At 71.4% G+C, this 17,295-nt stretch carries 14 protein-coding genes; 8 read left to right on the forward strand and 6 right to left on the reverse strand.

Annotated elements, in window-relative coordinates; genetic code table 11:
* The first annotated feature begins 109 nt into the window (after nt 1-109).
* The 7 genes from ACWGUG_RS00340 to ACWGUG_RS00370 all read left to right on the forward strand — a co-directional run bounded on the left by ACWGUG_RS00340 (nt 110) and on the right by ACWGUG_RS00370 (nt 10,607).
* A complete protein-coding gene (locus ACWGUG_RS00340) occupies nt 110-1,639 on the forward strand; it encodes an ABC transporter substrate-binding protein (RefSeq protein WP_452323471.1) in 1,530 nt (509 codons plus the stop codon).
* A gap of 61 nt (nt 1,640-1,700) precedes the next feature.
* Nucleotides 1,701-2,642, forward strand: a complete 942-nt coding sequence (locus ACWGUG_RS00345; RefSeq protein WP_336394517.1) for an ABC transporter permease — start codon at nt 1,701-1,703, stop codon at nt 2,640-2,642.
* Complete coding sequence (locus tag ACWGUG_RS00350) at nt 2,639-4,501, forward strand: dipeptide/oligopeptide/nickel ABC transporter permease/ATP-binding protein (protein WP_452323472.1); 1,863 nt, start codon at nt 2,639-2,641, stop codon at nt 4,499-4,501. Before ACWGUG_RS00345 ends, ACWGUG_RS00350 begins: the two co-directional genes overlap by 4 nt.
* A complete protein-coding gene (locus ACWGUG_RS00355) occupies nt 4,498-5,373 on the forward strand; it encodes an ATP-binding cassette domain-containing protein (RefSeq protein ID WP_378882842.1) in 876 nt (291 codons plus the stop codon). The genes ACWGUG_RS00350 and ACWGUG_RS00355 overlap by 4 nt, the downstream gene beginning before the upstream one ends.
* 89 nt (nt 5,374-5,462) lie before the next feature.
* Nucleotides 5,463-7,898, forward strand: coding sequence for a beta-glucosidase (locus tag ACWGUG_RS00360; RefSeq protein ID WP_452323473.1), 2,436 nt, complete (start codon nt 5,463-5,465; stop codon nt 7,896-7,898).
* Nucleotides 7,895-9,031, forward strand: coding sequence for a serine hydrolase domain-containing protein (locus ACWGUG_RS00365; protein ID WP_452323474.1), 1,137 nt, complete (start codon nt 7,895-7,897; stop codon nt 9,029-9,031). The genes ACWGUG_RS00360 and ACWGUG_RS00365 overlap by 4 nt, the downstream gene beginning before the upstream one ends.
* A gap of 22 nt (nt 9,032-9,053) precedes the next feature.
* A complete protein-coding gene (locus tag ACWGUG_RS00370; RefSeq protein WP_452323475.1) occupies nt 9,054-10,607 on the forward strand; it encodes a family 43 glycosylhydrolase in 1,554 nt (517 codons plus the stop codon).
* Between the two features lie 23 nt (nt 10,608-10,630).
* Here the strand turns inward: ACWGUG_RS00370 and ACWGUG_RS00375 are convergent, their stop codons facing one another.
* From ACWGUG_RS00375 to ACWGUG_RS00400, 6 genes are all read right to left on the reverse strand, one after another.
* A complete protein-coding gene (locus ACWGUG_RS00375; RefSeq protein WP_452323476.1) occupies nt 10,631-12,121 on the reverse strand; it encodes a nucleoside hydrolase-like domain-containing protein in 1,491 nt (496 codons plus the stop codon).
* Nucleotides 12,118-13,182, reverse strand: a complete 1,065-nt coding sequence (locus tag ACWGUG_RS00380; RefSeq protein ID WP_452323477.1) for a nucleoside hydrolase — start codon at nt 13,180-13,182, stop codon at nt 12,118-12,120. Before ACWGUG_RS00380 ends, ACWGUG_RS00375 begins: the two co-directional genes overlap by 4 nt.
* A 123-nt stretch (nt 13,183-13,305) precedes the next feature.
* Nucleotides 13,306-13,659 (reverse strand): DUF202 domain-containing protein, encoded by a 354-nt coding sequence (locus ACWGUG_RS00385; RefSeq protein WP_452323478.1) that lies wholly within the window; start codon nt 13,657-13,659, stop codon nt 13,306-13,308.
* Nucleotides 13,656-14,021, reverse strand: a complete 366-nt coding sequence (locus ACWGUG_RS00390; RefSeq protein WP_452323479.1) for a YidH family protein — start codon at nt 14,019-14,021, stop codon at nt 13,656-13,658. The genes ACWGUG_RS00385 and ACWGUG_RS00390 overlap by 4 nt, the downstream gene beginning before the upstream one ends.
* Nucleotides 14,018-14,989: a formylglycine-generating enzyme family protein gene (locus ACWGUG_RS00395; protein ID WP_452323480.1), complete on the reverse strand. Its 972-nt coding sequence runs from the start codon at nt 14,987-14,989 to the stop codon at nt 14,018-14,020. The genes ACWGUG_RS00390 and ACWGUG_RS00395 overlap by 4 nt, the downstream gene beginning before the upstream one ends.
* A gap of 76 nt (nt 14,990-15,065) precedes the next feature.
* The gene (locus ACWGUG_RS00400) at nt 15,066-15,803 is read right to left on the reverse strand and encodes a FadR/GntR family transcriptional regulator (RefSeq protein ID WP_336394506.1); all 738 of its coding nucleotides are present in this window, start codon (nt 15,801-15,803) and stop codon (nt 15,066-15,068) included.
* A gap of 146 nt (nt 15,804-15,949) precedes the next feature.
* Between ACWGUG_RS00400 and ACWGUG_RS00405 the strand changes: the two genes are divergently transcribed.
* Complete coding sequence (locus tag ACWGUG_RS00405) at nt 15,950-17,266, forward strand: ABC transporter substrate-binding protein (protein WP_336394505.1); 1,317 nt, start codon at nt 15,950-15,952, stop codon at nt 17,264-17,266.
* Nucleotides 17,267-17,295 lie beyond the last annotated feature (29 nt).

The following is a 17,295-nucleotide window of genomic DNA, read 5'->3' on the forward strand; positions in this document are numbered from 1 at the left end:
GCACGCTAGATTTTTGCGTCAAAAACCTAGCGTTGACTAGGAATTGGTGTTAGCGTCTCCCGCCAGAAGGCGATCCGCAGGGGCATCGCCACCTATGAAGGGACCAAGGATGTTCCGTTGGAAGGCCACAGCAGCCACCATCGCGATCGCCGCTCTCGCCCTCACCGGCTGCGCCGGTGCCGGGGACGACGGGTCGGGCGCAGGCGAATCCGGCCGGGCAGACCGGCTCACGCTCACCGCGATCATCGGGCCCACGAGCTACGACATCGGCCAGGGCGCCGAATACGGCAACCGCAGCCCGTTCTTCCAGGCGGTGTTCGACACGCTGCTGCAGAAGAACGCCGCCGGTGAGATCGAGCCGTGGCTCGCCACCGAGTGGGAGTACAACGACGACAACACCGTGCTGACCCTGACCCTGCGCGACGACGTCGAGTTCACCGACGGCACGCCGCTGGACGCCGACGCCGTCGTCGCCAGCCTCGAGCGCTTCCGCGACGGCACCGCCCCGCAGGCCGCCACCCTCGCCGGCAAGGAGTTCGCCGCGGTCGACCCGACGACCGTCACCATCACGCAGCCCACGCCCGACCCCTCGCTCGTGAACCTGCTGTCGATCGCCCCGGGCCTCATCCAGGCGCCGTCGACGTTCGACGACCCGGACTCCGCCACCGAGCCGGTCGGCTCCGGCCCCTACATCCTCGACACCGCGGCGACGGTCACCGGCACCACGTACGAGTACACCGCCAACCCGGACTACTGGAACCCCGACGCCGTCAAGTACGACAACCTCACGATCAACGTCATCGAGGACCCGACGGCGACGCTGAACGCGCTCAAGGCGGGCGAGGCGAACGGCGCGAAGATCGTCAACAACGACACGATCCCCGAGATCGAGGCATCCGGCTGGACGATCGAGTCCAACGAGCTCGACTTCCAGGGCCTCCTGCTCTTCGACCGCGCCGGAACCATGGCCCCCGAGCTGGCCGACGTGCGGGTGCGCCAGGCCATCAACATGGCGTTCGACCGCGAGGCGCTGCTCGACGCTCTGCAGGCCGGCTACGGCACGGTGACCGAGCAGGTCTTCCCCGAGACGTCCGTCGGCTACGACGAGGCGCTCGACAGCACCTACGGATACGACCCCGAGGCCGCCAAGGAGCTGCTCGCCGAGGCCGGCTACCCCGACGGCTTCACGCTCGACATGATGTCCACGCCGGCTTTCCAGACGACGTTCGACCTCGTGGCGCAGCAGCTCGCCGACATCGGGATCACGGTGAACTACACCGACCCCGGCACCGGCAACTTCATCACCGACATGCTCGCGCCGAAGTACCCGGCGACATGGATGGCGCTGGAGCAGAACCCCGACTGGCAGCTGATCAACTTCATGATCGCCCCCCAGGCGACCTTCAACCCGTTCCGCTCGCAGGACCCGCAGGTCGACGAGTACATCGCCACCATCCAGATGGGCGGCGACGACGCCGAGCAGGCCACGAAGGACCTCAACGCGTACATCGTCGAGCAGGCCTGGTTCGCGCCGTTCTTCCGGGTCCAGGGGACCTACGCGGTGGACGCGAACACGAACCTCGAGTTCTGGCCCACCAATGCCTACCCGTCGATCTTCGGGTTCTCGCCGAAGAGCTGAAGCCTCGCCCCGCCCGCGCGGTCACGCGCGGGCGGGGCGACACCACCCACGGGAAGACCTCATGCTTGCATTCATCCTCCGGCGCCTGCTGTCGGGCGTCATCCTGATCGCGGTGATCTCGTTCCTCGCGTTCGTCCTCCTCTTCGCGGGAGGCGGCGACATCGCCCGCCGCATCCTCGGCGAGAACGCCACCGCCGAGACCGTCGCCAAGAAGACCGAGGAGCTGGGCCTGAACCAGCCGCTGCTCGCCCAGTACGGGGAGTGGGTCACGGGCGCCCTCACCGGCAGCCTCGGCCGCAGCTGGTTCACCGGCGAGCTGGTCTCGACCAGCGTCGGCAACCGCCTCGCCGTCACCCTGTCGATCGTGATCGGCGCGACGCTCCTCTCGGCCGTCGTCGCGGTGGTCCTCGGCGTCCTCGCCGCCCGTCGCGGCGGGTGGATCGACGGAAGCGTCCAGGTCGTCTCGCTCGTGGGCTTCGCGATCCCGGGCTTCCTCATCGCGCTCGGCCTGGTGCTCGTCTTCGCGATCAACCTCGGCTGGTTCAAGGCCACCGGCTACATCCCGGTGACCACCTCGTTCGTCGGATGGCTGTCGTCGGTGACGCTGCCGATCATCGCCCTGTCGATCGGCGCCATCGCCGTCGTCGCCCAGCAGGTGCGCGGGTCGGTCATCGACGCCATGTCGCGCGACTACGTCCGCACGCTGCGCGCCCGCGGCCTCGCCACCAATGCCGTCGTCTACCGTCACGTCCTCCGCAACGCCGGAGGCCCGGCGCTCGCCGTCCTCGCGGTGCAGTTCATCGGGCTCCTCGGCGGGGCCGTGATCGTGGAGCAGGTCTTCGCCATCCCCGGCATGGGCCAGCTCACCGTCCGCGCGACGACGCTCGGCGACATCCCCGTCGTCATGGGCGTGGTGATCGCATTCGCGGTCATCGTCGTCATCGTGAACCTCCTCATCGACCTCGCCCAGGCGGCGCTGAACCCGAAGGTGCGACTCTCATGACCGCCATCGACGTCCCCCTCGACGTACCGGTCGCGCCGGTACGCGTCTCGCTCCGGCGGCGCCTGCTGCGCCGTCCGCTCGGCCTCGCCTCGCTGATCTTCCTGGTGCTGCTGGGCGTCATCGCGATCATCGGCCCGGCCATCGCCCCGCAGGACCCCAACTACGCCGACATCCGCAACGTGCTCGCACCGCCCAGCGCCGAGCACATCCTGGGCACCGACGGCAGTGGACGCGACGTGCTGTCGCGCCTGCTCGCAGCCACCCAGACGACCGTCGCCGCCGCGCTCCTCGCCCTCGCCGTCGCGCTGATCCTCGGTGTCATCAGCGGCCTCATCGCCGGCTACTACCAGGGGTGGTTCAACAGCACGGCCACCTGGGTGACCGAGCTGAACATGGCCCTGCCCGGCATCGTCGTGCTGCTCGCGGCGCGGGCGGTGCTCGGACCCTCGGTGTGGATCTCGATGTTCATCTTCGGCATCCTGCTCGCACCGGCGTTCTACCGCCTCGTGTACGCGTCGGTCACCGCGGTGCGCTCGGAGCTGTACGTCGACGCGGCCCGCGTCTCGGGCCTCAGCGACTCGCGCATCATCGCGCGCCACGTGCTGTCGGTCGTGCGGGCGCCCATCATCATCCAGGCGGCGATCATCGCCGGCATCGCGATCGCGATCCAGTCGGGGCTGGAGTTCCTCGGACTCGGCGACGTGGCGGTCCCCACGTGGGGTCAGATGCTCAACGACGGCTTCAAGAACATCTACAAGGAGCCGCTGCTCATGCTGTGGCCGTCTCTCGCGATCGCGCTCACGTGCATCGCGCTGACGCTGCTGGCCAACGTCATGCGCGACGAGCTGGAGCGCACGGTCTCGGTGCGCCGCAAGCGCCGCCGCGCGGTGGCGACCGCGACCGGATCGGTGGCCGCGGTGACGACGTCCGTCGGGCTGAGCGGCGGCGACGTCGTCGACCTCGACGAGCCGCCGATCTTCGAGAGCGCGGGCGTCATCACGCACGAGGACGACGTGCGCAGCAAGGCCTCGGAGAAGGTGCTGGAGGTCCGCGACCTCCGCGTCGGATACGACCAGCCCGACGGCTCGCACATCGAGGTCGTCCACGGCGTCTCGCTCGACATCCGCCGGGGCGAAGTCCACGGCCTCATCGGCGAATCCGGCTCGGGCAAGACGCAGACCGCATTCGCCGTGCTGGGGCTCCTCCCCCGCGGCGGGCACGTCACGGCCGGCTCGATCCTGTACGAGGGCACCGAGCTCGCGGGCGGCGACGACCGCTCCTACGCGGGGCTGCGGGGCAAGCGCATCGGCTACATCCCGCAGGAGCCGATGTCGAACCTCGACCCCTCGTTCACGATCGGCGGCCAGCTGGTCGAGCCGTTGCGCAAGAACCTCGGGCTGTCGAAGAAGGCGGCGACCGAGCGGTCGCTCGAGCTGCTCGCCCGGGTCGGCATCCCCAACCCGAAGCGCACGTTCGACGCGTATCCGTTCGAGGTGTCGGGCGGCATGGCGCAGCGCGTGCTCATCGCAGGGGCCGTCTCGACCGATCCCGACCTCATCATCGCCGACGAGCCGACGACGGCTCTCGACGTGACGGTGCAGGCCGAGGTGCTGGATCTGCTGCGGGACCTCCAGGCCGAGCGGAACATGGCCATGCTCCTCGTGACCCACAACTTCGGCGTCGTGGCCGACCTCTGCGACCGGGTCTCGGTGATGCAGAGCGGTCGGTTCGTCGAACAGGGCCCCGTGCGCGCGATCTTCAACGACGCGCAGCATCCGTACACGAAGGCGCTGCTGGACGCGATCCTCGACGAAGGTCCCGCCCGCCCGCCGCTCGTCCTGAAGGGAGCGCGAGCATGACCACTCCGCTGACCGCCCCGCCGCGGGAGACGCCGCTGCTGGATGTCAAGGACCTCGTCGTCGAGTACCCCGGCAAGGGGTTCCGTGCGCAGCCGTTCCGGGCCCTCAAGGGCGTGTCGCTCGACATCCTTCCCGGTGAGACGGTGGGCCTCGTCGGCGAGTCGGGGTCCGGGAAGACCACGCTCGGACGCGCCGCGCTGGGGCTCGCACCGGTGACCGAGGGGTCGATCACGTACGACGGCAAGGACATCTCGCATCTCGGGCGCCAGGCGCGCCGGGCGCTGAGCTCCGAGATCCAGGTCGTCTTCCAGGACCCCTACTCGTCGCTGAACCCGTCGATGACGATCGAGCAGATCCTGATCGAGCCGCTGACCGCGGCCGGGGTCGCGACGGCCGAGGCCAAGAGCCGCGTGCGGGATCTGCTCGACCAGGTGGGCCTCCCGTCCGACGCGCGAGGGCGCCTGCCCCGCGAGTTCTCGGGCGGTCAGCGGCAGCGCGTCGCGATCGCGCGGGCGCTCGCGCTGCAGCCCCGGCTCATTGTGTGCGACGAGCCGGTCTCGGCACTCGACCTGTCGACGCAGGCGCGCGTGCTCGACCTCTTCATCGAGATCCAGGACCGCACGGGCGTCGCCTACCTGTTCGTGACGCACGACCTGGCGGTGGTGCGGCACATCTCGCACCGCGTCGCCGTGATGTATCGCGGCGAGATCGTCGAGACCGGCGACGGAGACCGCGTCACCTCGCACCCCGAGCACCCCTACACGCAGCGCCTGTTCATGGCCGCGCCGGTGCCCGATCCCGACAGGCAGCAGGAGCGCCGCATCGCGAGACGGGCTCTCCTGGACGCGGAGGCGGCCGCCGGCGCCGCCTGAAGACCCGGATGCCGCGGCCCGGCCCGTCCCGTGGGTGGCGGGCCGCGGCATCCGATCCCTGATCCTCCCTTCGAGAAAGCACCCTCCCCATGACTGACACCGCCCTCCGCCCTGCCTCCGTGGCGCACCTCCAGCCGCTTCTGGAGAGGCTCACGCTCGAGCAGAAGGCCGCGCTCGTGCAGGGCGCGGACTTCTGGACCACCGTCCCCGTCCCCGAGATCGGGTTGCGCGCGATGACCCTGTCGGACGGCCCGGCCGGCGTCCGCGGTCCCCGCTGGGACGAGCGCGAGCCGTCGCTCAACCTCCCGTCGGGGTCAGCACTGGCCGCCGCGTGGGACGTCGATCTGGCGTACCGGTACGGCGCGGCCGCGGCATCCGAAGCCCGCCGCAAGGGCGTCGACGTCGTGCTGGGCCCGACGATCAACCTGCACCGCTCGCCGCTGGGCGGCCGGCACTTCGAGTGCTTCAGCGAGGACCCGGAGCTGTCGGCCGAGCTCGCGGCCGCGTACGTGCGGGGCCTGCAGGACAACGGGGTGGCCGCCACCCCCAAGCACTACGTGGCGAACGACTCCGAGACCGACCGCTTCACGGTCGACGTCCGCGTCGGCGAGCGCGCACTGCGCGAGCTCTACCTCGCCCCGTTCGAGCGCGCCGTCGAAGCGGGCGCGTGGGCGATCATGAGCTCCTACAACGCCGTCGACGGCGTCACGATGACCGAGAACGACCTGCTCGAGACGCCGCTGAACTCGGAGTGGGACTTCGACGGGGTCGTCATCAGCGACTGGACCGCGGTGCGATCGCTCGACGCGGTGCCGGCGGCGCAGGACCTGGCCATGCCCGGCCCGGCCCCCGCCTGGGCCGATCTCGTCGAGGCGGTCCGCGACGGGCGCGTGGCGGAGGCCGACCTCGACCGCAAGGTGCTGCGCCTGCTGCTGCTCGCCGAGCGGGTCGGGGCGCTGGGCGACGCGACGCCGGTCGAGCCCGCACCCGTGGACGGGCCGGCGTTCGCCCGGCAGGCCGCGATCTCCGGCACCGTGCTGCTGCGCAACGAGGGCGTGCTGCCGTGGGATGCCGCCACCCTCGGCCGCATCGCGGTCATCGGGCAGAACGCGCGGGACGCCCGCACGCAGGGCGGCGGCAGCGCGACCGTGATCCCGGAGCGGGTCGTGTCGCCGCTCGACGCCATCCGCGCCGCAGCGCCCGGGGCCGAGGTGCGGTACGAGATCGGCGCCGTCGTCCAGGAGGGCGTCGCCGAGATCCCGCTCGCGCAGCTGCGGAACCCCGCCACGAGCGAGCCCGGGCTGCGCGTCGCCTTCTTCGACGCCGACGGCACGGAGCTGTTCGCCGAGAACCGCCGCTCCACGTCGCTGGTGTGGTTCGGCGGCGATGCGCCGATCGCGGCGAGCGCAACCGTGGTGCTGGAGACGCTGTACACCCCCGAGCACAGCGGCGACATCGAGCTGGGCTTCGCCGGCGCGAATCCCGGCAGGCTCTTCGTGGACGGCCACCTGGTGCTCGACGACGCCCCCGTCATCGAAGGCACCGATCTCGGCGCCGCATTCCTCAACCCGCCCTCGCTCACGTCCACCGTCGCCGTGACGGCCGGGCGCGAGACGGCGATCCGCGTCGAGTTCAGCCGCGCGCCCGGGGGCCCGCTCTCAGGCGCCATGAGCGCGACGCTCGGCATCGCGCCGGAGCGGACCGACGCCGATGACCTCATCGCCCGCGCCGTCGCCGAGGCCGAGGCATCCGATGTCGCCGTCGTCGTCGTCGGCACCAACTCGAAGGTCGAGTCGGAGGGCTACGACCGCACCAGCCTCGAGCTGCCCGGCCGCCAGGACGACCTCGTCCGCGCGGTGGCGGCGACCGGCACGCCCACCGTCGTCGTCGTGAACGCCGGCTCCCCCGTCGTGATGCCGTGGGCAGGTGAGGTCGGGGCCATCGTGCAGGGGTACTTCGGCGGACAGGAGTTCGGCCACGCGGTCGCCGACGTGCTCACCGGCGCCGCCGAGCCCGGCGGTCGCCTCCCCACCACCTGGCCCGCGGCCCTCGCCGACGTGCCGGTGACCGAGGTCGTCCCGACGGACGGGCGACTCGAGTACCGCGAGGGCATCCACATCGGCTATCGCGCCTGGCTGCGGGCGGATGCCGCGCCGGCATTCCCGTTCGGGCACGGCCTGGGCTACACGACCTGGTCGTGGGGTGCCGCTCAGCGCGTCGGCGACGCCCTCGAGATCACGCTCGCCAACACGGGCGACCGCGCCGGGAAGCAGGTCGTGCAGGTCTACGCCGAGCGGGCGGACTCGTCGGTCGAGCGTCCCGAGCGCTGGCTCGTGGGCTTCGCGACGGTGCACGCCGCTCCCGGCGAGACCGTGACCGCGACGATCGCTGTGCCGCCGCGACGCCTCGCCCACTGGGCGGGCGAGTGGGTCGTCGAGCCCGGCGCGTTCACGTTGCGCGCAGGCGCATCCGTCGCCGACCTCCCGCTCGCGCTGGAGTGGCCGACCGAGGGAGGGCTGGCATGAGCCTGGCGCCGCTGACCGCGGACTCCCTCGAGGGCGCGGCGGACCCGCGGCTCGCCGAGATCGTCGAGCGCCTCGACGGCTTCCTGGCGGCCGATCCCGATCTGTCGTTCCAGGTCGCGGCGTTCCATGACGGCGCACCGGTGCTCGATGCGTGGGGCGGACCGCATCTCGCCGAGGACTCCGTCATCGTGCCGTACTCGGTGACGAAGAACACCATCGGGCTGGCGGTCGGCCTCCTGGTCGAGCGCGGCGAGCTCGACCTCGACGAGCGCGTCGCGCACTACTGGCCGGAGTTCGCCGCGAAGGGCAAGGCCGGTGTCACCGTGCGCCAGCTGCTCTCGCACCAGGCCGGTCTTCCGCAGGCCACGCCGGCGCTCTCGTGGGAAGAGCTGCTCGACCACCACGCGGCGGCCGAGCGCCTCGCCGCGAGCCGGCCCTTCTGGCATCCCGGCGGCGCCTTCGGCTATCACGCCATCACGATCGGCAACCTCGGAGACGAGCTGGTGTTCCGGGTGACGGGGCTCACCCTCCACGACTTCTACGAGCGGGAGATCCGCCGCCCGCACGGCATCGACTTCTTCCTCGGGCTTCCGGCCGACCAGGAGCACCGCCGCGCACCCGTGCTGCCGATGATCCAGCCGGTCTCCGACAGGACCGCCCGCGAGTACTCGGCGCTCGGTCCGGTCGTGTTCGGCGCGATGGGGGGCGACGTCGACCTCGGCAACTCGCCGCGCAGCTGGCGCTACGGGCACCCGGCGGGCTCGGGCGCCGGCACCGCCCGGGGCCTCGCCCGACTCATGGCCGCCGCCGTCACGGGCGTCGACGGCTTGCCGCCGTTCCTCGGCGCCGACACCGTCGAGCAGATCGGGCAGCAGCAGATCCGCGGCTACGACGAGGTGCTGCATCAGCATGACCGCGCTCACGCGATCGTGTTCCAGAAGCCGTCGCAGCAGCTCGCCTTCGGCGGCCCGCGCTCGTTCGGCCACGACGGCGCCGCGGGCGCCCTGGCGTGCGTCGACCCCGACACCGGCCTCGCCTTCGCGTGGACGATCGCCCGCGGGCCGTGGCCCGGCGGCGCGGACCCCCGCGCCGTCGCGCTGGCCCGCGAGCTCGGCATCCTGCTCTCGTCCTGAACCCCGCACCCGAAAGACCTTCGTGACCACGCTGTACAACCCCCTGATCAACGGCTTCCACCCCGACCCGTCGGTCGTCGAGGTCGACGGCGTCTACTACCTGGCGACCTCGACGTTCGAGTATCTGCCGGGCATCCCCATCCACCGCTCCACCGACTTCGAGACGTGGGAGCTCATCGGTCATGTCGCCACTCGTCGGGGGCAGCTCGACGTCGAGGAGGTGCCGACCGCCGGCGGTGCGTGGGCACCCACGATCCGGCACCGCGACGGCGTGTTCCACCTCGTGATCACCGACGCGATGGGACGCGGGATGCTGCACTTCACCGCAGCCGACGCCGCAGGTCCGTGGAGCGACGGGGACCTGCTGCGGAAGGCCGACGGCTCGGCCAGCCTCGACGGCATCGACCCCGACATCGCGTGGGATGCCGACGGCAGCGCGTACATCACGTACTCAGGGCTCCTCCTGAGCGGCGCGGAGATCGGGACGCACCTCGGCATCCAGCAGGTGAGAGTCGACCTCACCACCCACCGCGCACTCGAGGAGCCGCGGTCGCTCTGGTCGGGTACCGGTGGCGGATTCCCGGAGGCACCCCATCTCTACGAGGTCGGCGGGCGCTGGTACCTCATGATCGCCGAGGGCGGCACCGAGCGCGGTCACGGCATCTCGATCGCGCGGGGCGACTCGCCGGCAGGCCCGTTCGAGGCGGCACCGCAGAACCCGCTCGTGTCGGCGCGCTCCACCACTAGGCCGATCCAGAACACCGGCCACGGCGACCTGGTCGCGGGCCCCGGCGGGCAGTGGCTGTGCGTGCTGCTCGGCGTGCGCCCCCGGAGCATGACGCGGGCGTTCTCGGCCCTGGGCCGCGAGACGTTCGTCACGCCCGTGCGGTGGGAGTCCGACGGCTGGCCGGCGATCGACCCGGTGCTGCTGAACCCCCGTCCCGGCTCGCGCACGGAGGTGAGGTTCTCGCCGGGCGCCGAGCTCGACGGCGAGTGGATCGCGGTAAGGGCACTGCCCTCCGACCACGGTGATCTCCGGTCCCGCCCCGGCTGGCTCACTCTTCGCGGCGTCGGCTCGACGCTCGACGACCCTCGCCCGGTGTTCATCGGACGCCGCCAGGAGCACCTCACCAGCACGATCACGGTCCGGATGGACGCCGCATCCGGCGTGGGCGGACTCGCGGTGCGCTACGACGAACGGTTCCATGTCGAGCTCGAGGCGGCATCCGACACCATCACGGCACGCGCGGTCGTCGGCGGGCTGGTCCAGACGTGGGTGCACCCCTACTCCGGCGGTGTCGTCGAGCTGCATCTGGACTCGCTTCCGCCCACCCACGCACCCGGGCAGACGGAGCAGCTGCTCGGCGACGAGGCGGGCGGCGGTCTGCCCCGCACGAGCGATGTCATCCATCTCGGGGCGACCATCGACGGCGAGCGCGTGCAGCTGGCCGAGGTCGACGGGCGCTTCCTGTCGTCGGAGACGACGGAGTCGTTCACGGGCAGGGTCGTCGGCGTCTATGCCGTCGACGGCGTCGTGGCCGTGTCGAGCTGGACCGCCGAGGGACACGACGACTGATCGCACGCACCTGCGCGGAGTGATCAGCGGACGGTGAGGATCACCCGCTGGAAGGCCTTCAGCGGCGCCGGGGCGTCGTCGACCGCTTCGGCGATGACGTGGATGGTGTCGCCGGGTCGCGCGTCGGCCGGGATCGACACCTCTGCGGTCGCCCCCCGCGGGGCGACCGCCGCCTCGTGGTCGCAGGTCCCGGCCTCGTCGTAGACCCACCACCGCACGGTCACGCCGTCCCCGTCGGGGTCCGCGACGGATGCCGTGAGCGTCAGCTGCTCGCCGGGCGCGACGTCACGGTCGATCCCGCCGTCGACCGACAGTCGAGGGTGATGGTTCGCCTCGTCGTAGGTCGAGACGGTCCACCGCAGCCGGGCGGCGAAGTCGGCCTGCGCGTCGGCGAACCAGCGCACCACCGACCCCTCGTCTCCCGAGGGGCCGCTCGACGCCCAGTCTCCGGATCCCGGCGTGAACGCGGCATCCACCAGGCCCCAGGTGTCGGTTCCCTCGCCGGTGCGGACATATCGACCGCCCCACCCGCCGTACGACGGATGCTCGTGCGCCCGCAGGCCCGGGACGAGGAGGTTCAGCATGTTCGTGGTGTCGCCCTCGGAGATCCACTCCCCGGCCGCCTGCGGCTCCATCCACACCTGGTATCCCTGAGCGCGCAGCTCGTCGGCCGACAGCCCCGAGAGGTGGAAATAGTCGGTCATGTCGCCGGGCACCATCTGCCGACCGTCGCCCCACACGCGGTAGAGCCCGCCGAGCGGGCCGACGCCGGCGACGTTCTCGCGCATCCACTCGGCGCTCAGCAGGCGCTGGTCGTCGGGGCGGATGGTCTTGCGGGCCATGTAGCCCCACGCCAGCGTCGCCACCTCGATCACCCGGATGCCTGGCCACACGGGCGCGATGTACTCGTCGTAGGTTCCGTCCTGCGACGCGAACTTCGTGATGACGGCCTTGGCCGAGACGGCCGCATGCACGGCCTCCCACTCATCGGTGCCGCGGAACCGCTCCTCGATCGACATGAGGGCCCGCGCGACGGTGCTCGGCCCCGCCCACAGCTGCAGATACACCGGGCCCGGCCGGTCGTCCAGCAGAACGTCGGCGATCAACTGCGACCCCGGCGTTTCGGCCGACGTGTCCCCCTCGAAGTCGATGTTCCCGTCGCGGATCACCGCGCGCAGCGCCTCGGGTGCGGGGTAGCGCGGATCGTGCTGTCGCAGGTTCTCGTACACCTCGGCGTAGGCGTCGACGGTATCGTCGATGAAGCGCTCGCCGGGCGCCCAGCGCCAGGAGGTCTGCGGCTGGTCGTACTCCCGATCGGGGAGGAAGAACTCGGTCCCCCGCCCGTCTCCTCGCCAGTGGAAGCGGCTGGAGGCGTAGACGAGTCCCTCGACCTCCACCTCGTTGCTGTACAGCAGGAAGCGGATCATCGAGTTGAGATCGTCGAGTTCGGGATCGGCCGTGACGATGGTGCGCGGGCGCGGGATGGTCGAGACGACCGGCTCGAGGGCGGTCATGCGGTCACCTCCGCGGCATCCGACCCCGCCTGCCACCGGCTGAACTCCGCGAGCTTGAGGAAGAAGTCCTCGAACATCAGTCGCGTGTCCACCCACGTGTACACGCGCATGGGACGCGCGCCGGGCACGTCGATATACGCGCCGTCGTCGCCGATCCGCGGCGTGGGCCGTGCGACGTACCGGCTCGACGCGGGGTCGGGTTCGAAGACGGACTGCAGCGCGCTCAGCAGCACGAGCGGCGAGTCCCCCAGGGCGTACGTCTCGGCGGCGCCGCCCGCGAACGAGCCCACCATGCGCATCACGTGGGCGACCTCGTCGTAGAGGTGGCGGCCGAGCGGTCCGGTCGCCGCGACGCGCAGCCGCAGCTCGGCGTCGGACACCAGGCACTGGCGATACACGTCGCGCGGCACCTGCCAGACCGGGATCCCGGAGTCGCCGAACACGACCTGCGCCGCGGTCACGTCGATGAGCAGGTTGTACTCGATCGGCATCGCGCCCGGGGGCGGCACGGCGAGGCCGTCGTGCTCGGCGCCGCCGATCCACACGAGGGTCAGCCGATCGGCGATCCGCGGTTCGCGCAGCCACGCCGAGGCGAGGTCGGTGAGGCCGCCGCCGGCGAGATAGAACAGCGGCGAGTCGACGTCCTCGCGCAGCGCCTCGGCGATGATCGCATCGACCGCGGGAGCGGGCTGCGGCGTGCCGCCGTCGGTCAGCGGCACGTTCGAACCCTGGACGATGACGTCGACGGATTCCAGTCCCATGCGCGCGAAGACGTCGCGTGCCACGGCCACGGCGCTGCGGGCCTGCTCGGCGCTGGGGTCGAACGGATCGTCCGGCCGCAGGTGCGACGCCACGACGAGGCGGACCTCGGCGCTCGGCGACAGCAGGTGGTGCACGAGCTGGTAGAGGTCGTCGGGGTCCCCCGAGAAATCGTTGTCGAGGATCACCCTCGCGCGCGGCGCGCCGAGCGGAGGGATCGCCTGCCACGGCGTCTCGCCGAGTCGCCAGGAGAGGCCCGCACGGGCGGCCTCGGTGTCGGCCGTTGTCGGCACCTTCGTCATCGTCGACTCCTCATCGCGGGCGCGGGAACGGCGAAATCGTACCACCGGTTGACCAATTTCCTTGTTCGGCGTCCGTCATCATGGCTGCACGGGATATCGGCCCTGCGGCGGCGGCGAACGAGGTCAACCCAGCCCGCCGGTGGCGGCGGCGGTCACCACGACGGCGAGCGCGACGCACCCGCTGAGGCCGACGAAGACAGCCAGGAACGCCAGCAGTCCGCCCCCCGGCAGCGGGGCGCGGTCGCCTCGGGTGAGGAGCAGCTGGACCGTTCGCCGGCCCCGCCGCCGCGACACGACCCAAAGGGCCCCCGCGAAGACGAGGCCGGCTGCGCCCACCAGGATCCACCACGGGTCGGAGAACGCCACGGGAAGCAGCCGCATCGCCACGAGCGACCCCACGCCGACCGCGAGGGCCGTCCGCCGCCAGGCGAGCTCGGTGCGCTCCGGCTGCAGACCGGGGTCGAAGAGTCCCGTCATCGCAGCAGGATGGCCAGCAGCACGAGGAGACCGGCGGCGGTCACCGCGATGGCCAGCACGACGCCCAGCAGCGAGCTGGGAAGCGGACGACCCGTCCGCAGCGCCCGCTCGGCGCGAGACCATCCCACCCACGCCAGCGCGGGCGTGAGCACTCCCGCGACCACCAGCACGAGCGACGCCGCCAGGCGCAGCCCGGGGTGCAGCTCCAGCCCGAGCAGCTCGAGGGCGACGCCGCCCGCGATCAGCGCGAGAGCTGTGCGGATCCACGCCAGAAAGGTGCGCTCGTTGGCGAGGGTGAACCGGGCGTCCGGCTCGAATCCCTGCCCGAAGACGGATGCCGGGAACCGGCGCTCCCCGCTCATGCGGCGACCGTCCGGAAGCCGGCATTGCCCATCGAGGAGTCGGGGGTGTTCTGCGAGCGTGCCGAGTTGCGGTAGCGGTTGCAGTACGAGATGTGGCACAGGTAGCTGCCGCCGCGGAGCACCCGCGCGCCGCCGCGGTCGGGGCCGCGCGGATCGACTGCCGCGGCCTCGGTGTACGTGCGCGGCGAGAACCAGTCGGCGCACCACTCCCACACGTTGCCCACCGGCTGCCACAGCCCGTATCCGTTGCGATCGAAGGTCTTCGCGGGCGCCGTCGCGAGGTAGCCGTCGTCCAGGGTGTTGACCCTGGGGAACTCGCCCTGCCAGATGTTCGCGCGCCAGCCGCCCGCGTCGACCTCCTCGTCCCCCCACGGATACTTCGCGCCGTCGAGGCCGCCGCGGGCCGCGTACTCCCACTCCGCCTCGGTCGGCAGCCTGCGTCCCGCCCAGGCGCAGTACGCCTGCGCGTCGTTCCAGCTGACGTGCACGACGGGGTGATCGCCGAGGCCGTCGAGCGTCGAGCCGCTGCCGCCCGGATGCGCCCAGTCGGCCCCGCGCACGCCGAGCCACCACGGCGTGCCTGCCGCCGACCCCATCACGTCCGACGCCGGCGCCTGCACGGCGAGGTGGAACACCGCACTGAACCCGAACGTCTCCGCCTCGGTGCGGTACCCGGTGTCGTCGACGAACCGCGCGAAGTCGTCGTTGGTGACGGTCGTGGCGTCGATCGCGAACGCGCGCAGCGCGACGCGATGGAGCGGCACCTCGCCGTCGCCGGGGTTGCGATCCCCCGACGAGTCGCCCATCGTGAACTCTCCCGCCGGGACGGCGACCTGTTCGACGGCGTGACGTGCCGGGTTCACGGCCGCCGCGGGCGCGGCATCCGTCCGCCCGATCCGCACGAACTGGGCACGCGCCGGAGCCCCGCACGCGCACGACGGTCCGCAGTCGCCCTGATCGCCTTCCATGTCCCCATTCTCCGTCAGCGGGCGAAGACCCGCCTCACCCGCTCGCGTCGGGGCGGCTCATCGCCGAACCGGAACGTCAGGGCGAGGCTTCGGCGGCGAGCCGCTGGGAGGCGGTCGCCATATGGGTCGCCATGGCCGAGGCCGCGGCATCCTCGTCGCCCGCTTCGATGGCGCGGAACACGGCGCCGTGCTCGTCGATGGCCGCGCGGGCCTCGGCCTCGTCGTGCACCGCCCGGTCGGCGTAGACCTGGAGCAGCGACCGCACGACGTGCAGCAGGTCCACGAGCGTGTCGTTGCCCGCCGCGGTGGCCAGCGCGTTGTGGAACTCCAGGTCGGCGCGGGCGAAGGCCTTGAGATCGCCGGTGCCGCGCTGCATGCGCTCCAGTGAGCCCGACAGCGCGCGCAGATCGGATGCCGCGGCTCTGCCGGCCGCGAGCCGGGCGACGTAGATCTCCAGCCCGGAGCGCAGCTCCAGCAGCTCGGCGGTGTTCTTGCGGCCGATGAGGAGCCCCCAGCGCAGCGTCTGCGGCAGGAGTTCGCTCGCGGTGCCGCGCAGGTAGGTCCCGGAGCCCGGGCGGACGTCGACGATGCCGAGGATCTCCAGAGCGGCCAGCGCCTCGCGCACCGCCGACCTCCCCACCCCCAGGGTCGCAGCGAGCTGGCGCTCCGGAGGAAGGCGGGTGCCGGCCTCGAGGTCGCCGGTGGTGAAGAGGTCCATCAGACGCCGCGCCACCTCCGACACCGGCGTGCCGCTCGGAAGCGCGCCGAGCGCGGCGGTGATCTCCGCGGAGCGGTCGTCGGGGTACGCGGGCATGCGAACAACTTACGGCAGTCCGCGCAGGTCCGACATTGCATTCGGTCAACCGGTTTGCCAGACTAGCCCCGGGCGACGCAGGTCGCCCTTCTCGCGACCACGTGAGAAAACGTTTCCTGAATGCTCGACGACGAGAGGCTATGACGATGGAGTTCCGGAACAGGAAGCTGGCGGCGGCAACGGCGGGAGTGGGGCTGGCCGCCCTGATCGGACTGACGGGGTGTGCGTCCTCGGCGGCGCCCTCCAGCGCCGACCCCACCCTCGACCCCGACGAGGAGGTGTCGATCTCGTTCACCTTCTGGGGCAACGACGTCCGCGCCGAGCTCTACAACGAGGCGATCGAGGTGTTCGAGGACCAGCACCCCAACATCGACGTCCAGATCCTTTTCCTCTCGCCGAACGACTACTGGGAGAAGCGCCAGATCGAGGCCAGCGGCAACGGGCTCCCCGACGTGGTGACGATGGATCTCGCCTACATCCGCCAGTACTCGCAGGGCGGCTCGCTGCTCGACCTCGAGCCGTACCTCGGCACCATCATCCAGACCGACCCGATCGAGCCGTCCGTGCTCGGCGCCGGGGTGGTCGACGGGGTCACCACCGCCGTGCCGATCTCGACGAACGCCTGGTCGATGTTCATGAACACGACGGTCCTCGACGAGATCGGCGTCGACCCGTTCGCCGGCGGCACGTGGGGCGAGTACTACGAATGGGTCGCCGAGGTGAGCGACGCGGCGAAGGCGGCCGGCGTGGAGGACGTGTGGGGCGGCGTGGACCCGAGCTCGCGCTTCGTGAACTTCGAGATGCAGCTGCGCGCCGAGGGCGAGGACCTCTTCGACGACGAGGGCAACCCGGGCTTCGACGAGGAGCGGCTCACGGAGTACTGGGAAGAGGGGGCCGAGGTGCGCGACAACGGCCAGTTCGTCCCGCAGCAGCGGATCGCCGAGGTGCAGCCGATGACCGCGTTCGACAGCGGTCTGAGCGCGAGCGACACGCAGACCGACAACTTCCTCGCCGGCTACCTCGCAAACCTCGGTGAGGGCAACGAGGTGACCTTGCAGGCTCCGCCGCTGTCGGTCGAGGGCGCGAAGGACCTCTACCTCAAGGCATCGCAGATGTACTCGATCGCCGCGAACTCCGAGCACCCCGCCGCAGCCGCCACGCTCATCGACTTCCTCATCAACTCGCCGGAGTCGGGCGAGATCTTCGGCACCAACCGAGGCCTGCCGGCCTCGGCGACGGCACGCGAAGCCGCCGAGCTCGACCCGGTCAGCCAGGACATCGTGGACTACGAGGCGTCGATCGCCGACCGCCTCGGCGACGCCCCGCCGGCGCCGATCGTCGGCTACGGCTCGCTGCACGAGAAGTTCCGCGAGCTGACCGAGGAGCTGAACTTCGGCACGCTGACGGTCGACCAGGCCGTCGACCAGTTCTTCGCCGAGATGGACGTCGTGCTGGGCCAGTAGCACGCGTGCGGGCCGGCGACCTCGGTCGC

The organism is Microbacterium sp. NPDC055455 (genome assembly GCF_053619935.1).